The organism is Hoeflea sp. (assembly GCF_984452065.1).
On sequence record NZ_CFHWAF010000023.1, the window covers coordinates 25,725 to 42,113 of the forward strand.

12 protein-coding genes and 1 tRNA gene are annotated in these 16,389 nt (G+C 61.4%); 6 read left to right on the plus strand and 7 right to left on the minus strand.

Annotated features, from left to right (window positions below):
* Positions 1-101 precede the first annotated feature (101 nt).
* The gene (locus AC5E6N_RS06690) at positions 102-326 is read right to left on the minus strand and encodes an EF-hand domain-containing protein (RefSeq protein WP_491689559.1); all 225 of its coding nucleotides are present in this window, start codon (positions 324-326) and stop codon (positions 102-104) included.
* Positions 327-644: 318 nt separating this feature from the next.
* Here AC5E6N_RS06690 and AC5E6N_RS06695 point away from each other — a divergent pair, with 318 nt between their 5' ends.
* Entirely contained in the window at positions 645-1,169 is a 525-nt protein-coding gene (locus tag AC5E6N_RS06695) for a methylated-DNA--[protein]-cysteine S-methyltransferase (protein ID WP_491747085.1), read from the plus strand.
* 74 nt (positions 1,170-1,243) lie between these two features.
* Positions 1,244-1,330 (plus strand) — tRNA-Leu (locus AC5E6N_RS06700).
* A gap of 113 nt (positions 1,331-1,443) precedes the next feature.
* On the opposite strand, the gene AC5E6N_RS06705 is transcribed toward AC5E6N_RS06700, so the two are convergent.
* Positions 1,444-2,034, minus strand: coding sequence for a tyrosine-type recombinase/integrase (locus AC5E6N_RS06705; protein WP_491689561.1), 591 nt, complete (start codon positions 2,032-2,034; stop codon positions 1,444-1,446).
* Positions 2,035-2,342: 308 nt separating this feature from the next.
* Between AC5E6N_RS06705 and AC5E6N_RS06710 the strand changes: the two genes are divergently transcribed.
* Entirely contained in the window at positions 2,343-3,530 is a 1,188-nt protein-coding gene (locus AC5E6N_RS06710) for a porin (protein ID WP_491747086.1), read from the plus strand.
* A gap of 339 nt (positions 3,531-3,869) precedes the next feature.
* Here AC5E6N_RS06710 and AC5E6N_RS06715 read toward each other — a convergent pair whose 3' ends face one another.
* Positions 3,870-6,059, minus strand: coding sequence for a phytoene desaturase family protein (locus AC5E6N_RS06715; RefSeq protein ID WP_491747087.1), 2,190 nt, complete (start codon positions 6,057-6,059; stop codon positions 3,870-3,872).
* 177 nt (positions 6,060-6,236) lie between these two features.
* Here AC5E6N_RS06715 and AC5E6N_RS06720 point away from each other — a divergent pair, with 177 nt between their 5' ends.
* Positions 6,237-6,845, plus strand: coding sequence for a TetR/AcrR family transcriptional regulator (locus AC5E6N_RS06720; RefSeq protein ID WP_491747088.1), 609 nt, complete (start codon positions 6,237-6,239; stop codon positions 6,843-6,845).
* Between the two features lie 5 nt (positions 6,846-6,850).
* Here AC5E6N_RS06720 and AC5E6N_RS06725 read toward each other — a convergent pair whose 3' ends face one another.
* Positions 6,851-7,702, minus strand: a complete 852-nt coding sequence (locus tag AC5E6N_RS06725) for a LysR substrate-binding domain-containing protein (RefSeq protein ID WP_491747089.1) — start codon at positions 7,700-7,702, stop codon at positions 6,851-6,853.
* A 105-nt stretch (positions 7,703-7,807) separates the two neighbouring features.
* Here AC5E6N_RS06725 and AC5E6N_RS06730 point away from each other — a divergent pair, with 105 nt between their 5' ends.
* Entirely contained in the window at positions 7,808-8,572 is a 765-nt protein-coding gene (locus tag AC5E6N_RS06730) for a sulfite exporter TauE/SafE family protein (RefSeq protein WP_491747098.1), read from the plus strand.
* A gap of 4 nt (positions 8,573-8,576) precedes the next feature.
* Here AC5E6N_RS06730 and AC5E6N_RS06735 read toward each other — a convergent pair whose 3' ends face one another.
* The gene (locus AC5E6N_RS06735) at positions 8,577-9,353 is read right to left on the minus strand and encodes a LytTR family DNA-binding domain-containing protein (RefSeq protein WP_491747090.1); all 777 of its coding nucleotides are present in this window, start codon (positions 9,351-9,353) and stop codon (positions 8,577-8,579) included.
* A gap of 68 nt (positions 9,354-9,421) precedes the next feature.
* Between AC5E6N_RS06735 and AC5E6N_RS06740 the strand changes: the two genes are divergently transcribed.
* Positions 9,422-10,525, plus strand: a complete 1,104-nt coding sequence (locus AC5E6N_RS06740) for an Ntn hydrolase family protein (RefSeq protein WP_491747091.1) — start codon at positions 9,422-9,424, stop codon at positions 10,523-10,525.
* Between the two features lie 39 nt (positions 10,526-10,564).
* Here the strand turns inward: AC5E6N_RS06740 and AC5E6N_RS06745 are convergent, their stop codons facing one another.
* Positions 10,565-13,042, minus strand: coding sequence for a sensor domain-containing protein (locus tag AC5E6N_RS06745; RefSeq protein ID WP_491747092.1), 2,478 nt, complete (start codon positions 13,040-13,042; stop codon positions 10,565-10,567).
* A 461-nt stretch (positions 13,043-13,503) separates the two neighbouring features.
* Positions 13,504-16,389, minus strand: a 2,886-nt coding sequence (gene polA, locus AC5E6N_RS06750) for a DNA polymerase I (protein ID WP_491747093.1), incomplete at its 5' end; no start/stop codon positions are given.

Consider the following 16,389-nt stretch of genomic DNA (forward strand, 5'->3'; position numbering starts at 1 on the left):
ACGGGTCTCATGGCGGGGGCCCCGGCAAAAGCGCCGATCAGCCAGTAGCACACATGTTCCGATCATTGCCCGTAGGGAACATGTGAGAGGGGTAGCGCCAGTTACTGGCTGGCCAACGCTTCGTATTCGGCTACGGTGAGAACCCCGTCTCCGTCGCTGTCCGCCGCGGCCACAGCGTCGGAAGACATGTCCGGCATGGCTGCCTGTGCTTCTTCCATGGTGACCACGCCATTGCCGTCGGCATCGGCGGTGGTGAAATCAACCGTTGCGGCATAGGCTGCCATCGAAAATGCGGTAAATCCCATCGCCAAAAGAAGCTGTTTCATTGGTACTCTCCTTATGTTTACAGGGCGGGTCGAAAGTCTTGGGAGCTGACCCGTCCGCCCGGCCCTTTGCCGGACAGCTGCGACTGTGATCCGGATTTGTGGTGGCAAATGGGAAGAAAAATGACCCGTTGAGGATCATTTCAAGACAAAACTATGGGTAACCGTGATTAATATAACTTGTTGAAATATTGAGGTTATTAATCAAATTTGACTGGAATTCGTGGCAGTCCTAAATGGCGGATCGGCAAGCGTTATTTTGCTTCGCCGGCACGCGACCTGAATATTTGACAACCCCCGGAACCCAACTACGATCAAACCATGACCAAGCCACTCGAATCGCTGGACAGCCAGAAGTCATCGTCGCGCAGGCAAAGCCGCCATGTGGCGCATATCGATACGCCGCTTGGCACCATTGTCGTGATCGAGGAAGGCGGCCGGATCATCCGCCTCTTCTGGGACCGCGATACCGGCGCCTATCCGCAGACGGCGCGCACTGAACTGCTCGACGAGGCGGAACGTCAGCTCACGGCCTATTTCGACGGCACGCTGACATCCTTCGACCTGCCGCTGGAGTTGTCCTCCAGCGAATTCGAACGCCAGGTGCAGGAAAAGATGATCGCCATTCCCTATGGCGAGACGCGCAGCTATGGCGATATCGCCAGGGACCTGGACACCTACGGCCAGCCCGTCGGCCAGGCCTGCGGCGCCAATTCGATCCCCATCATCATTCCCTGTCACCGGGTGCTTTCGGCCACCGGAATCGGCGGGTTTTCGGGCGAGGGCGGGATCGAGACAAAAATCCAACTGCTCAAGCACGAGGGCGGCTTTCCGTTCCTGCTGTGAGCCCCGGCGCGCGGCCAAATAAACCGTTGACATGCAAGGGCAGCGGCCTTACATCACGCCCGCACAGTTGCAATGCCCAGATGGCGGAATTGGTAGACGCGCCAGCTTCAGGTGCTGGTGACCGCATGGTCGTGGAGGTTCGAGTCCTCTTCTGGGCACCATTTTTACTTATAATTTATTGTTTTTATTGACTTTTTCTTACAAACCCAATTCGAGATCACCTTTTGAGCCACCGTTATTTCCGCTCTATGGCAGTGTAATATGGTAGCTATGTTCACCCCCACATTCGCCCCGCGATCTCCAATTCCTCGGAACCGACCGCATTGCCATAGATGGCAGTCGTTGCCATGGAAGCATGTCCCATCCACTTGGATAGCATGTTGAGTGGTATGCCCATGCGCAGAGCATAGACACCGTAACCGTGGCGCAAGCCCTTGGGGCTGGCCTGAGCGCCGTGTATGTCGGCCTTCTCCATGATCCGCTTGATCCAGCGGTAGCCGGTAATGCGGTTAAGCGGCCGGCCCTTGTGTGTCCATAAGGCAAGAGGTTTCCGGTCGGCCGGACCTTCATTTAGGCGCTGCTCTTTGAGGGTATTCAGGATGTCGGAGAGTTCTGGAGGAACCGGCACTTCTCTTATGTGATGCCGATCCCGTTTTTTGAGTGTTCGGAAAGACAGCAAGTCGCTCGCAGGATCAATCGAAGCGGTGGTGAGTTCGAGTGCTTCAGAAAGACGACAGCCGGTATAAAGTAAAGTGAGGCAAAAAGCCCGCACTGGTAGTCCCGATTTATTGGCCTCAACCAAGAAGAGTTTTCGTTCCGGCGCATTTATATACAGCCTTTGGTTGCGCTTATCATAGATACGCATCCTTGAATTCATGAAGCTGGCGTTATCCTGCAACATTATTCTTGCTTTGTCTGGATTTATACTAACCAATATACCACCCTTAGCAGTCGTTGTGGCGACTGTGCAACACTATTATTCAATAGTGTGTCCTCTAGAGAATATGCTGTATTTTCAGACAGATAACCAACCAATGGCTATGTGATAACACGGAGCCAAGCCAGTGCCAAGCAAACAAACCGCTTCACAGAGCCGTTTGTACAAAATTGAATAATAATGTTGCAGTTTCAGCCGGTCGCCAACTGTCCTTTTCATCAGTTGGAGATCAGCTTATGCATCTTAAAACTCTTTTGTTTGCTTCCACGGCCGTGGTGGCAGCTTCACCGGCTCTCTCGGCCGACGCCATTGTGGCCGCTGAACCCGAACCCGTGGAATATGTCCGGGTTTGTGACGCCTTCGGAGAGGGCTATTTCTATATCCCCGGTTCCGAGACCTGCCTCAAGCTGAGCGGTCAAGTGCGGATGCGCGTCATTGCCGCTGGCGAAAAGACCACGCTGGATTATGACGACGCCACAGACACCTTCAGCCTTTCCAATGCGGGTGGCGACAGCTACAGCACCAAAGCCCGCGCCCGCCTGACGGTGGACGCCAAGAACGATACCGAATTTGGTGTCTTGAACAGCAAGTTGCGCATTCAGGCGGAAAATGACGGCACCCCCGGCACCGATGCCGCCTACGGCATGGATCAGGCTTATTTGGAACTGGGCGGTCTGTTGGCCGGATACACCGAATCGGCCTGGGTCTACTCCACCAATGGCGGTCTCTCCGGTTTTGGCGGCAAGGGTATTTATGACGGCAGTTTCGGTTATCAGCAGCGCAATATGCTGCAGTATCAATTTACCGAAGCCAACTGGTTCGCCGCCGTGTCACTGGAAGACGACGCGGACACAACCAGTTGGGTGCCGGATGTCGTCGGACGCCTGGGCGGTGTCTTCGGCGGGGTTACCGTCTTTGGCGTAGTCGGCTACGACCAGGACAACGGCGTTGACGATGATGTGTGGAATGCCCTTGGTGGTGCGGCTGCTGGCGCAGGCACCGGTGAAGTTGGCGTCAAGCTCGGCCTCAATGCCGACATTGGTGCGGCTGGCAACCTGATTGTGCAGGGCTTCTACGCGACCGGCAACACAGCCTATGGCGCAACGGTCGGCTATGCCGGTCAGACCTGGACGCCGGAATGGTCGGTTCTGGCCGCCTACGGCCATCAGTTCACGCCGGAAGTGAACGGTTACGTCAACGGCCAGTATTTCACCGGTTTTTACACGCCCCTGAACACTGGTTCCGGTGTTGATGCTTGGGCCGTATCTGGCGGCTTTCAGTGGACGCCGGTAGACCAGTTCTCTGTTACCGCGGATGCTCAGTACACCCAAGTCAGCTCCGGCACCTACTTCAACGGCGTGGGCGGTGATCAGCTGATCGACGACGAGTGGACGTTTGTCATGCAGTTGGCCCGCAGTTTCTAACCACTACACAGCTTTGGTGCCGGGATTGACCTCCAGTCACCAACGGCCCGGCACTTAGCTACCAATCTAGCTGCCGGGCCATCCTTCAATATTAAAGCCCCTTACGCCGTGGCAAAGACATGTTGCGATGCCCAACGATACCGCGGCCGCCAATGATCCATTTCAACGTCTTTCTCAATGTTATCGAAGGTGATCTTTGTATTTTCTTTCGGCTTAGGAATTGTGGGAAACGCCCAATCGTAGTCGCGCCCGATGCGACGACCAACATCTTCTGGGCACCATTCTCAAAGCTACAGATAAATTGATCCCAATCCCTCATCGGGGCCGTATCTGCTTGCCTTACGCGATGGCCGGCTCAGGCTTTTTGTTGTCCGCCTGACGTCCTGCATCCGTTTCAGGAACGGCCGCCAGCAGTCCCGGCAGTAGCGCCTCGGCCGCATAGGCGCCCGAGATCACGACCGCCTCTATGCCGGGGCCGTGGGTGGCGGCGCCGGCGAGGGCGAGGTTGCGCAGCGGCGTCTTGACGGGGACGGTGTCGTCTTTCGCCCGCACGCCATAGATCGCGCCGTCCGCCGTATGGGTGTAGCGCCGGAACGTCACGGGGCTGGCGTCGGCGCGGTAGACGATCCGCTCGTCGAGATCGGGTATGATCTGGCGGGCGCAGGCCACCATCGCATCGCATGCCTTCCGCTTGCGGTCGCGATAGGCGCCGGAGCGGCGAAGCGCCGCAAGGTTCGGGTCCTCGTCATCACACCCGGCGAACCAGTCTTTCGCCTCGTCATGGGGAATGAGCCGCAACAGCTCGAGCGTCGCATAACCGTCCGGCGCGCAGGTCGGATCGACAACGGACGGCATGATCATGCCGACGCCTCCGTCCTCGCCATCGACGTGGATGACAGGCGGCAGATCAAGCGCGCCGCGCAGGCCGAGATGAACCGCCATGGCCGAACAGGCGGGCCGGACGGCGCCGGTCTGCGCCTCGAGCCGGTCAGCAATCGAGGTATTTTCGAGCAAACCGTCCAGCATCAGACGCAGATCGCCATTGCATATGACGGCCCTGGCGCGGATGCGGCGCTCGGCCCCATGGACATCCCGGACAACAAGGCCCGCCGCGGCCCCGTTTTCCTCAACGATCCTCCTGACGGTCGTGCGCAGATGAACCGATCCGCCGTATTTTTCCACCGCGGCGGCAAGGCTTTCCCCGAGCACGCCGGACCCGCCGACGGGATAGTAGCCGCCGTTGAAATAGTAACCGAAGAGCGGCACCAGGTCGGAGACGAGCGACTGCTGCGGATCGTCCGTCACATAGTCGGTGAGCATGTCGATCCACTCGAGCGCCTCGGGCGAGGTGACATGCCGGGCGACAAACTCAGTCCAGGGGCGGTCCATCCAGGCCACGGCCAGCGGATGGGCATCGGCAAAGGCGAGCAGCCCCTCGGGCGTCGTCGGCGCGCCGGGTACGCCGGCGCGTTCGTCGGCATTGGCGTACGTGGCGCGATAGACGTCGTGAATGTCCTCAAACAGGGATTTTATGCCGTCGGCTTCCTGCGGGAAGGCCGCTGCGAGATCGGCGGCGTAAGCGCGCCAGTCGCGCGAAACGGAGATGGTCCTGCCGGCCAGCGTATAGCGGTGGTCCAGCCGTTCCCAGCGGCAATCGCCGGCAATGCCGAGCCGTTCGAACATCGCCCGGACCGGACCGCCCGGATGCCAGCCTGACACATCGTGAACGCCGGAATCGAAACGGAAGACGAGCGCCTTGCCGGTTTGCGGATCGCGCAGGCGCGCCCTGCGCAGCCAGGTGTGCGCAAACCCTCCCGGCACCACATGCTGTTCGAACACACGCACGTTCAGGCCGGCCTGCGTCAGCAGCGCGGCAGCCGTCAGGCCGCCGATCCCGGCGCCGACCACCGCAACGTCGCAAACCTCGTCCGCCTCTGCCGTATCCGGCAGGCCGCCGGAGAAGTCCGGCGGCGCCCAGTTGTTGCGGCGGTCGCCCTTGGCGCCCTGCTTCAGCGCAAAGGCGACGATGGCCCTGGGAAGAACGATGGATACGAGCGCGCCGAAGGCGGCCGGCAGCCAGTTGGCAATGGCTGGCAGATCCAGGATCACGGCGACGCCGAGCCAGGCGAACAGGACGGCCCAGAAGGCCGACATGATCATATTGACCAACAGGAAAAGCGGGGTGCGGCTGGCGCCGCCATATTCGGCGGCCGAGAAGGCCGCCGTCCAGGGCTTGCCCATGGCAACGCTCCACGCCGCGCCGACGGAAAGGCACAATAGGACGATACCGGTCGGCGCCCCGATCAGCGGCCGGACGTTCAGGATCCGGTCGGCGAGGACCAGGAACAGGCCGGCCATCAGGGCGGCCTCGAACACCGGCGGCATCTTCGGCCCGCGCGTCACCAGCGACCAGCCGAGCGCATAGGCGAAGGCCACAGCCGCGCCCGCGACCGGAGAGAAAAGCCACGCGCCCAGCAGATAGAGCGGCAGCGACAACAGCGCGACATTCACCAGCAGATAGGTTTTCATCCTGTGCCCCGAACATTGGTGCGAGTGCGGTGAAGCCCTGTGTTTCAACTCTGTGTTTCAACTCTGTGTTTCAACGCTGTGCTTCACCTATGTTTACACTGTAAACTAACGCATGGTGTTTACAGTGTAAACACTATTTGCGACACTCTTTCCTAACGGACATGGTGGATCGCTGCATTGAGCAATCTCAAATCGGAACTGACCGAAACCGCGATCGGGATTCTGGAAAGCCGGGGTACGGATGCCCTGTCGCTCCGGCTGGTCGCGCGCGCGGCCGGCGTGTCGCACATGGCGCCCTATCGGCATTTCGACAACAAGACGGCGCTGCTGGCGGCGGTGGCGGAAACGGGATTTCGGGATCTCGTCTCGGCGATTGACGAGGCGGTGGTGGTGCAGGCGGACGATGCGTTGAGGTCCCGGGCGATCGGAATGGCCTATATCAGCTTCGCACGCCGCAGGCCGGCGCTCTATCAGTTGATGTTCGGTCCGCAATTTGCCGATCATGAGCAGTATCCGGGGCTTGACGAAGCGGCGCAGATGGCTCAGGCGCGCTGCGTAGAGGCGGTGAGACTGCTCAAGCCCGGAACGGGCGGGAGCGCGGCGGATATCAGGCCGCTCGGCATCGCCGCCTGGTCGCTCGTCCACGGCCTTGCGCAGTTGCTGATCGACGACTGGCTCGATCTTCCGGAAAAACAAACCGAACAGGAACGGCTCATCGAACGGGTGCTGGACGTGCTCGGACGGGCCGTGCCCGCGGCGGCTGCGGACAGTAACACCGGGGATTGACGCCCCTATGGGCGGCTTCGCGCGCCTTCGTGGATCACGGAAACCAGCGCGTCAATGTCGGGACGGCGGCCTTCAGCCTTGCGATAGAGCGAGAGCGCGACACTCTTGAGCGGCGGCAGGCCCTCGGCCTCGCCCATCCTGCGCAGTGGCGCCACGACGGAAAGCGCGGGCATGACCGTTGCCGCCAGCCCGGCAGCGACGAATGAACGCACACCCACGGGGTCGGGGCTCGTATGGGCGATGAAGCCGCGGCGGCCGATGCGGTCGAGCGCCTCCAGCGCGAAACGGCGCAGGTCGCGTCCGTCCGTCAGGAAAACCAGCGGGACATCGCGGCCGGGATCGGCGCTGAAGCCCTCGCCGGCGGCCCAAACGAGCGGCGTGTCCTCGACGAAGACGCGGCCCGGCCGCCTGCCCTGATCCATCATGAAGGCAAGATCGAATTCACCGGCATCGAGGCGGCCCGCCAGAGCATCGCTTCGGTCGCAGGAGACCTGGATCTGAGCGTCCGGGTGCATCCACGCGAAGCGTCCGAGCGCAACGGGAACGACAGACAGCGCAAGCGTTATCGTCGTGCCGAGCCGGATCACCGGCTGCGCGCCGGCGCCGCGCATCGTTTCGACCGCCTCGTCCGACAGGGCAAGGATCCGGCGTGCATAGGCAAGGAAAACCGTGCCCTCGGGGGTCAGGTGAACCTTGCGGCCCCGCCCCCGCTCGAACAAGGTCTGGCCGACCTTATCCTCCAGCTTGCCGATATGCGCGCTGATCGCGGATTGAACCGTGTTGCGACGTGTCGCCGCTTCGGAGAAACTCAGGGTCTCGCATACGGTGACGAAGCTCTCGAGAGCGGCAAGGTCCATAATTAAATCTCTATTTCCGATTTATTCAATAGAAATAAATCATTTTTCAGATAACTCCAACCGGTCTATCCCTCCGGCGAACCACGTCGGAGGTCTGATTTGAACGTGCCACCGGAATTTTATGTCGTCGCTGCCGTCGCCATCATACTGACGGGGCTCTCCAAGAGCGGCTTTGGCGGCGGGCTGGGCATTATGGCCGTCCCGCTCATGAGCCTTTTTGTAACGCCGCAATTTGCGGCCGCGGTGATGATGCCTATCCTCCTGGGCATGGATATCATCATCGTGTGGCATTACCGCAGGAACTGGTCCGCCAGGGTGGTTCGGATGCTTTTGCCCGGCGCTCTGATCGGCCTGGCCCTCGGGGCGCTGACGTTCCGCCACGTGGACACGGCGCTTATCCGATTTGCGGTCGGCGTCCTCGCCCTTTCCTTCGTGGCCCAATATCTCCTGACGGTGCGCCGCGACAATGCCGGCTCACCGCACCATGACGGGTTTGTCCTTGCTCTTGGCGCGATCTCCGGGTTCGCCAGCTTCATCGCCCATGCCGGCGGGCCGCCGGTCAAGGGTTATCTCCTGCGCCAGAGGCTGGACAAATCCACTTTTGTCGGAACCAACACCATCTTCTTCTTCATGCTGAATTTCATCAAAACCGTCGCCTACGGGGCGCTCGGACATTACACGCCCGGCAGCCTCGGCCTCAGTCTTGCCCTCTCGCCGCTGCTGCTGCTCGGTGTTTTTCTGGGTTTCCGGCTGCACGGGATCGTCGATCAGTCCCGCTTCACGGCGCTCGTCCATGTTCTGCTCGCGCTGGCCGGCGTCAGGCTGCTTTGGGACAGCACGCCGCTGATCATCGGCCACCTTGCCGGCTGACGGTTCACGCCAGCCCCGCATTTCTGACCGCCGTCCTGAATGTGCGACCCACGGGAACCTTTGATCCTTCGCTGAGCAGCAGCACCGGTTTGCCGTCCAGACGGCCTCTGCCGCACACCGCGTGCCGGGCGACCCAGTGCGAGCGGTGCGTCTGCGCACCGGCCTCGGGCGCGGCCTCGGCAATCGCGTCCCGGAACCGCATGGCAACAAGTGTGCTGCCCCGGGCGGTGACGACCTCGACATAATGGTCCTGCGCCGCCAGCCTGATCAGCCGGCCGCGTCTGCCCGGCGGCAACCGCCGCATCAGTTTCGGCGCGACGGGCGATCGCGGCCTTTTTGCATGTCCGGCAAGGAATGACGGCAGCAGGGCGATGCCCATGGTCACCGCTGCACACTGAGCGAACACGACGAGCAGATCGGATGCGCCGGGCCTCGATCCGAAGGCAAGGAGAATGGCGACGACGGTGCAATAGACCGGCACGGCCGCAATGGCCGCGGCGATCGGCAAGCGGAGCCGAAGCGGCAAACCGCGCCGGGCCAGCAGGACCTCGGCGGACGTTCCGGCAAGATGTCCGGCGACGGCGGTTCCGGCAACCACCAGCAGCCAGTAGAGATGCCGTTCGAGCGGCGCAAACGCATCATAGGTGCCGAAGGGGCCGGCCAGCCCGGCAAAAAAAGCCGCCAGCACAAGCAGGCCCAGCGTTCCGGCCGATCCGAACGTTGCCGCACATTGCCGTTTCAGAACGGCTGCGAGCCGGTCGTTTGCGAAACTTTCCTGCATTTTGCGAAATCCCGCTTCGTTTGGTCCGAGGGCAGCCCAGTATGGCGCAAACAGATCGAAGGTAACAGATGAGAGAGATTTCCATGTTGACCGGCACCTTGCCAGGATCGTGGCGGCGGGCGATGCGCCTGCCCGCCAGTGTGCTTGTGTGGCTTTGGGCCTCGGCCGCCCTTGCCTGCTCGACGGTCGCGCTCGGGCTCCCGGACCGGCCGGTCATTGCCTACAGTTTCGACTATGCGGCCACCGGCGCCGGCTTCCTTTTCGTCAATCCGGGGGCGGGATCGCGGCGCTCCGTCATGGAGGGTCCGGCGGCACGGTGGGCCGTTCGCCACGGCAGCGTCACCTTCAATCAGATGGGTCCGGGCATGCCGGCCGCCGGAATGAACACGCGGGGGCTGATCGTGTCGCTGATGTGGAACGACGGGGTCGTCTTCGGCCGCGAGGGCAGGGCCGTCGTCAACGAGCTGGAATTCATCCAGCGCCTGCTCGACGCGTCCGGTTCCGTGGACGAGGCGTTGGCGTCCCTGCCGGGGCTGCGCATCGAGGGTCTTGTTCCCATTCACTTTTTTCTCGCCGATGCCGGCGGCGCCGCTGCAATTGTGACACCAACAATCTCAGGCTTCGCGATTCACACGGGCGCCGACATGCCGGTCCCGGCCCTGACCAATACGGACTATGACGCGTTGATCGCAAAACTCGCGGAGTTTGAAGGCCACGGCGGCGAAAGAATCCTGCCGTCGGGCGAGGGGACTGACGGCCCGGGCAGCCTGGAACGGTTTGTCATCGCGGCCGATGCCGCGCAGCGCGGCGATCCGGTTTCAATACAGGACGCATTCGGCGTCCTGGACGCCGTCGCCAATGCACAAACACGCTGGCAGATTGTCTTCGATCCGGTCAAGGCGGGCATCATGTTCCGGATTGTCGGCAAGGACCGCATTCACCGGCTCGGACTGAACAGCATCGACTTTCGCTGCCGCAGCCGCCCGTTGTCAGCCTCTCTTCAGGACATTGCCGGCGCTGACGCGAGGACAAAGCTCGCGCCGGCGGATCCGTCGGCGGTAAGCCGGGTATCGGGCGCCGTGCTTGCATCGCTGCGCGGCGGCGGTTTCGGACCGGACGCCGCCGAAGGCCTCACCATGGGTCTGCTCGCTTCCCTGCGATGCGGCGACTGACGGATATCCACGCAGAGCGAGACAATCGTGCAGGATCGGTCAGGCGCTTTGCCTTGTGTTTCCGGCGGTCGACTGAGGAAAATACTCGGCGTTGATTTCGTCGATCGGACGCGCCGGGCTGATGAGGAAGCCCTGCATCTCGGCATAGCCGGCGGCCTTGACGTGGGCGCGCTGGTTTTCCGTCTCGACGCCCTCGGCCGTCGCCGTAATTCCGAGATCCTGGCTGAGGCCGGCAACCGCCTTGACGATCACGTCGGCCTCTTCCTGATTGGACAGGTCCTTGATGAAGGATCTGTCGATCTTGATCTTGTCGAACGGGAAACTGCGCAGATAGCTCAGCGAGGAATATCCGGTGCCGAAATCGTCCATGGCAATACGCACGCCCATGTCGCGCAGCGCATGCAGTTTGCTGAGGGTCGTCTCATTGTGCTGCAGGAGCACATGTTCGGTGATCTCCAGTTCCAGCCGCTGCGGCGCGATCCTCGACGTCGCCAGCGCATTGAAGACCGAATTCACCAGATCGTCGTTGCGAAACTGCGCAGGCGACAAATTGACCGCAACCTTTGTGTGGGAAGGCCAGCCGGCGGCGTCCACACACGCCTGCTTCACCACCCATTCGCCCAGCGGCACGATCAGCCCGATTTCTTCGGCGACGGGAATGAACTCGGCCGGCGAAACATTGCCGCGCTCGGGGTGACGCCAGCGCAGCAAGGCCTCGAATCCGGTGATCTCGTCTGTCTCAAGATCGACGAGCGGCTGATAGTGCAGCTCGAACTCACTTTCCTTGAAGGCGCGGCGCAGATCGACCTCGAGGTTGCGCCTGGCCTGCATATGCGCATCCATGTCGGCCTCGAAGAACCGGTAAACGCCCCGGCCGTCATTCTTGGCCCGGTAAAGCGCCATATCGGCGTTCTTGATAAGCTGATCCGGATCGATGCCGTCCTGAGGCGCGACGGCGATGCCGACACTGGTTCCGATCACCACCTGATGATTGTCGAGGCTGAAAGGCTCGGCCAGCACCTCGCAAATGCGCTGGGCCGTCAGCTTGACCGCCTTCGGCTGATCGTCGGAAATCTGCAGGATGGCAAATTCATCGCCGCCGATGCGGGCGACCGTATCTGTCTCACGCACACATTTCCTCAATCGGCCGGCCACCGCCTTGAGGAGCTTGTCACCCATCGGGTGGCCGATCGTATCGTTGACATTCTTGAAACGATCCAGGTCCAGACACATGATTGAGAATTTCTGACCACGGTGGACCCCGGGTATCGCCATTTCAACACGTTCGCGCAGATAGGTCCGGTTCGGCAATTCCGTCAATCCGTCATGGTGCGCCATATAGGCGAGCCGCGCCTGGATGCGCTGCAGCTCGGTCGTGTCCTCATGGGTGGAAACCCAGCCGCCATTGGGCATTGGCTGATGGTTGACCGCGATCGTCCGGTCGCCCGCCAGACTCTGGATCTTCATCACCGGCTTGCCGCTTTCCAAGAGCTCGATCCACTCGCCCAGATATGTCTCGGCATCGGTGTTCTCATAGTCGCCACGCTCGACCCGAAAGCGGATGATGTCGTCAAAGATCGCACCGGGGCGCACCAGGGCGTCCGGAAGATCGTAGAGTTCGACAAAGCGGCGGTTGCACACCAGAAGCCTGCGGTCCTGGTCGAACATGCACAGGCCCTGGGACATGTTGTCGAGGGCCGCATTGAAACGCTCGTTCTGCTCGGTGAGTTCCTGATCGCGCTTCAACAGGGCCTCTTCGTAACTGCGGTGCTCGGTGACATCCGTATAGGTGGTGACCATACCGCCGCCGGGCACCGGGGTCCCCCTGATCTCGACGACGCTTCCGTCGGGCCGCACCCGCTCAAACAGGTGCGGCTGGAACTGTTTGGCCAGATCAACCCGGTCTTTCACCAGCTGGTCGCTGTCGCCTTCGCCATATTCGCCGCGCTCGGCGTTATAGCGAATGAAGTCTTCGAACTTGGTGGCGCTCTCTCCGAGCTCGGCGGGAAATTCCAGGAGTTCCAGGAAACGGGGATTGAATGCGACCACATCGAGGTTCTGATCGAACATGCTGATGCCCTGGTCGATCGACTTCAGGATGACCTGGAACTGCTCGCTGGTGCGGTCCGCTGTTTCCTTGCGGCTGTAAAGCTCGGTCATGTCGACATGGATGCTGATCGTGGAGCCGTCCTCGTTGCGCTTTTCAGACGTGCGCAGAACCCGCCCGTCGGCCAGACGATGTTCAAACGGGCCGTCGGAGCGATTGCGTCTTGCAAGCCGGCGCTCGATCCAGGCGGCATCCATCCTGTCGCTGGCAGAGGGGCTCTCGGATGCGAACAGGCGCAGCAATTCCTCAAATGTCATGCCGAGGACAACGCGGTCCTCCATGCCTGGAAAAAACCACTTCTTATAGAGCGAATTGCAGGCGACGACGCGTTCCCTCGCGTCGCACATCAGGAACCCCGCGGGAATGCTCTCCACAATATCCGTCAATCGGCACTCAAGCGGCGAATCCATGAAGATTCTCCCTGGCAGTCCCACAATAAACGACAATGATCCGGATTTTACTGTCGGCAGTCATGCCGCATGGCCCCCAATCACCCGTCAGCGGCCCCGAACACACATTAAGCGCGGGTATAGTAATTGCGGATTGCTTCGATTTCGTTGAGGGGCTTGGTTAACAAAACCCTGAAACGGGAGATGGCGGACTCATGGAGAAATCTGCATGTCAAGCATGGATACCATAGAAATCTTCTATTGGCATCGGTGCAAAAATAGATATATCAAAGGAGCTAGAGCGAGATGAGGTTAGCTCGCTCTAGGCACTGGGAAATTACTGAGGGGCGGCGACCCGTCCGACGGGCAGAATTTCAGCAGCGCCAGGTGCATATATAACCAAAACTTTTTCAGGCGCGATGGAAGGTCCTCCCCCAGGGAGGGCCTTCTATGCATAAGGATTCGCCCGACGATCGCTCACTCTAATGCGCCTCGTCCCAATTATCGGCGGCGCGCGCATCGACTTTCAAGGGCACCTTCATGGAAACGGCGGGCATGGCGGCGTTCTCCATGACATCGGTGACAACGGCGATCGTGCTGTCCACCTCCTGCTCAGGCGCCTCGAATATCAGCTCGTCATGGACCTGAAGCAGCATGCGGGTCGCCAGCCCGGCTTCCTCGAGCGCAGCGTCCATGCGCGCCATGGCGCGGCGGATAATGTCGGCCGCCGAGCCCTGTATCGGCGCGTTTATCGCGGCGCGCTCGTTGAAGGCCCGCATATGCGGATTGCTTGTCGTGATATCGGGATAATGGGCCTTACGGCCGAAGATCGTTTCCACATAGCCGTGGTCACGGGCATAGGCCTTGGTGTTGTCCATATAGTCCTTGATGCCGGGGAACCGCTCGAAATAGGTTTTGATATATTCGCTTGCCTGCGACCGTTCGATGCCGAGCTGATTGGCAAGGCCGAAGGCGGAGATGCCGTAGATAATGCCGAAATTGATCGCCTTGGCACGGCGGCGAACCTCGGACGGCATGTCCCTGACCGGCACGCCGAACATCTCCGACGCGGTCATGGCGTGGATGTCCATGCCGTCGGCAAAGGCCTGCTTGAGCGCGTCGATATCGGCCACATGCGCCAGGACACGCAATTCGATCTGCGAATAGTCGGCCGAAACCAGCTTGCTGCCGGGCTCGCATACAAATGCGGTCCGGATCTTGCGGCCCTCGGCCGTGCGCACCGGGATGTTCTGCAGGTTGGGATCGGATGAAGACAGCCGTCCCGTGGTCGTCGAGGCCAATGAATAGGAGGTGTGAACGCGCTTCGTCTCGGGATTGATGAAATCGGGCAGCGCGTCGGTATAGGTGGACTTCAGCTTGGTGAGCTGGCGCCAGTCGACGATCTTGCGCGGCAGTTCGTGGCCCTCCGCGGCCAGGTCCTCAAGCACCTGTGCGGACGTCGACCACTGGCCGGTCTTGGTCTTCGAGCCGCCGGGCAGGCCAAGCTTGCCGAACAGGATCTCGCCAAGCTGCTTGGGCGAACCGATATTGAACTTTTCGCCCGCCATCTCCTGGATCTCGTCCTCGAGCGCCGCTGCCCCTTGGGCGAAATCACCCGAAAGCCGGGACAGGATCTGGCGATCGACGCGGATGCCGCGCGACTCCATCCGGGCCAGGACCGGCACCATCGGCCGCTCAAGGCGCTCATAGACCGAGGCGACGCCTTCGGCGGCGAGGCGGGGCTTGAGCACCTGCCACAGGCGCAGGGTGATGTCGGCGTCCTCGGCCGCGTAGGCCGTCGCCTTGTCGATGTCGACATAATCGAATGTCACGGCGGACTTGCCGCTGCCGGCAACCTCCTTGTAGGCAATCGGCTTGTGCCCGAGCCAGCGGTCCGACAGCGCGTCCATGCCCTGCCCGCCGCGGCCGGCATCGAGCGCATAGGAAATCAGCATCGTGTCGTCGTAACCGCGCACCTCAATGCCGTAGCGCTTCATGATCAGCCAGTCATATTTGAGGTTTTGAGCGATCTTCAGAACCGCAGGATCCTCAAGCAGGTCCTTTAACGCGGACAATGCAGTGTCGATCGGGATCTGGCCTTCGGCAAGGCCGCCGCCGAGCAGGTCGTCCTGACCGCTCTTGTGCGACAGGGGAACATAGCAGGCCATGACCGGCAAGCTGGCGCCGGAATGCGCATCCTGCGGCTGGTAGGCAAGCGAAAAGCCGACAAGGTCGGCCCGCATGGCATCGAGCGACGTCGTCTCGGTGTCAAACGCAACGATACCGGTCTCGCGCGCCTTGGCGATGAAGGCTGCGAGCGCTTCAACATCGCGGATACATGCGTAGCCGGTGTGGTCGATCCTGGCGTCGGCACCTTCTGCCGCACGGGCGGCCGCAAAATCCCCGGGCGTCCAGCCGCCCGGCGAACCGGCAATCCCGGCCGCGGCAGGCCGGCCAGCCGCGTCGCCGGTATCAAGGTCGGGACCGCGGGCTTCTGCGCCCCACTCCACCGCAACATCGGCCGCTTCGATTTCGGCCGCGTCGGTCTGCGTCGCCTCGGCTACGCGTCGCGTCAAGGTGTTGAAACCCATGGCCTTGAAGAAGGCGATCAGCCGCGGACCATCCTGTGCCTCAAGCAGAAAATCGCCGGGCGTGTCGGTGACCGGCGCATCCTTGCGCAGCGTCACGAGCTGACGCGACAGACGCGCCTGGTCGGCGAATTCGATAAGGTTCTCGCGGCGCTTGTTCTGTTTGATCTCGCCGGCGCGTTCCAGAAGCGTGTCGAGATCGCCGAAGGTGTCCAGAAGCTGCGCGGCGGTCTTCGGTCCGATGCCGGGGATGCCGGGAATATTGTCGGTGGAATCGCCGGTGAGGGACTGCAGGTCAATCATCTTTTCCGGCGGCACGCCCCATTTCTCGACCACTTCGGGCGCCTCGATGCGGCGATCCTTCATGGTGTCGTACATGGTGACATGATCGGTCACGAGCTGCATCAGATCCTTGTCGGACGATATGATCGTCGTGTGTGCGCCGGCTTCCTCTGCCAGCCGAGCATAGGTGGCGATCAGGTCGTCGGCCTCAAAGCCCTCCATTTCGATGCAGGGCAGGCTGAAGGCGCGGGTGGCCTCGCGAATGAGCCCGAACTGCGGCACGAGATCCTCCGGGGGCGCGGAGCGGTTGGCCTTGTATTCGGGGTAAAGGTCCTTTCGAAAGGTCTGTGACGAGTGATCGAAAATCACCGCCAGATGGGTCGGCGTGACCCCGACCGACGTATCGCGCGCTTCCGACAGCAGCTTCCACAGCATGTTGCAGAAACCGGATACGGCGCCAACGGGCAAACCGTCCGTCTTGCGCGTCAGCGGAGGCAA

Coding starts and splice junctions, on each gene's coding strand:
- AC5E6N_RS06690 (WP_491689559.1), bottom strand. CDS start 326: ATGAAACAGCTTCTTTTGGCGATGGGATTTACCGCATTTTCGATGGCA.
- AC5E6N_RS06695 (WP_491747085.1), top strand. CDS start 645: ATGACCAAGCCACTCGAATCGCTGGACAGCCAGAAGTCATCGTCGCGC.
- AC5E6N_RS06705 (WP_491689561.1), bottom strand. CDS start 2,034: ATGCGTATCTATGATAAGCGCAACCAAAGGCTGTATATAAATGCGCCG.
- AC5E6N_RS06710 (WP_491747086.1), top strand. CDS start 2,343: ATGCATCTTAAAACTCTTTTGTTTGCTTCCACGGCCGTGGTGGCAGCT.
- AC5E6N_RS06715 (WP_491747087.1), bottom strand. CDS start 6,059: ATGAAAACCTATCTGCTGGTGAATGTCGCGCTGTTGTCGCTGCCGCTC.
- AC5E6N_RS06725 (WP_491747089.1), bottom strand. CDS start 7,702: ATGGACCTTGCCGCTCTCGAGAGCTTCGTCACCGTATGCGAGACCCTG.
- AC5E6N_RS06735 (WP_491747090.1), bottom strand. CDS start 9,353: ATGCAGGAAAGTTTCGCAAACGACCGGCTCGCAGCCGTTCTGAAACGG.
- AC5E6N_RS06740 (WP_491747091.1), top strand. CDS start 9,422: ATGAGAGAGATTTCCATGTTGACCGGCACCTTGCCAGGATCGTGGCGG.
- AC5E6N_RS06745 (WP_491747092.1), bottom strand. CDS start 13,042: ATGGATTCGCCGCTTGAGTGCCGATTGACGGATATTGTGGAGAGCATT.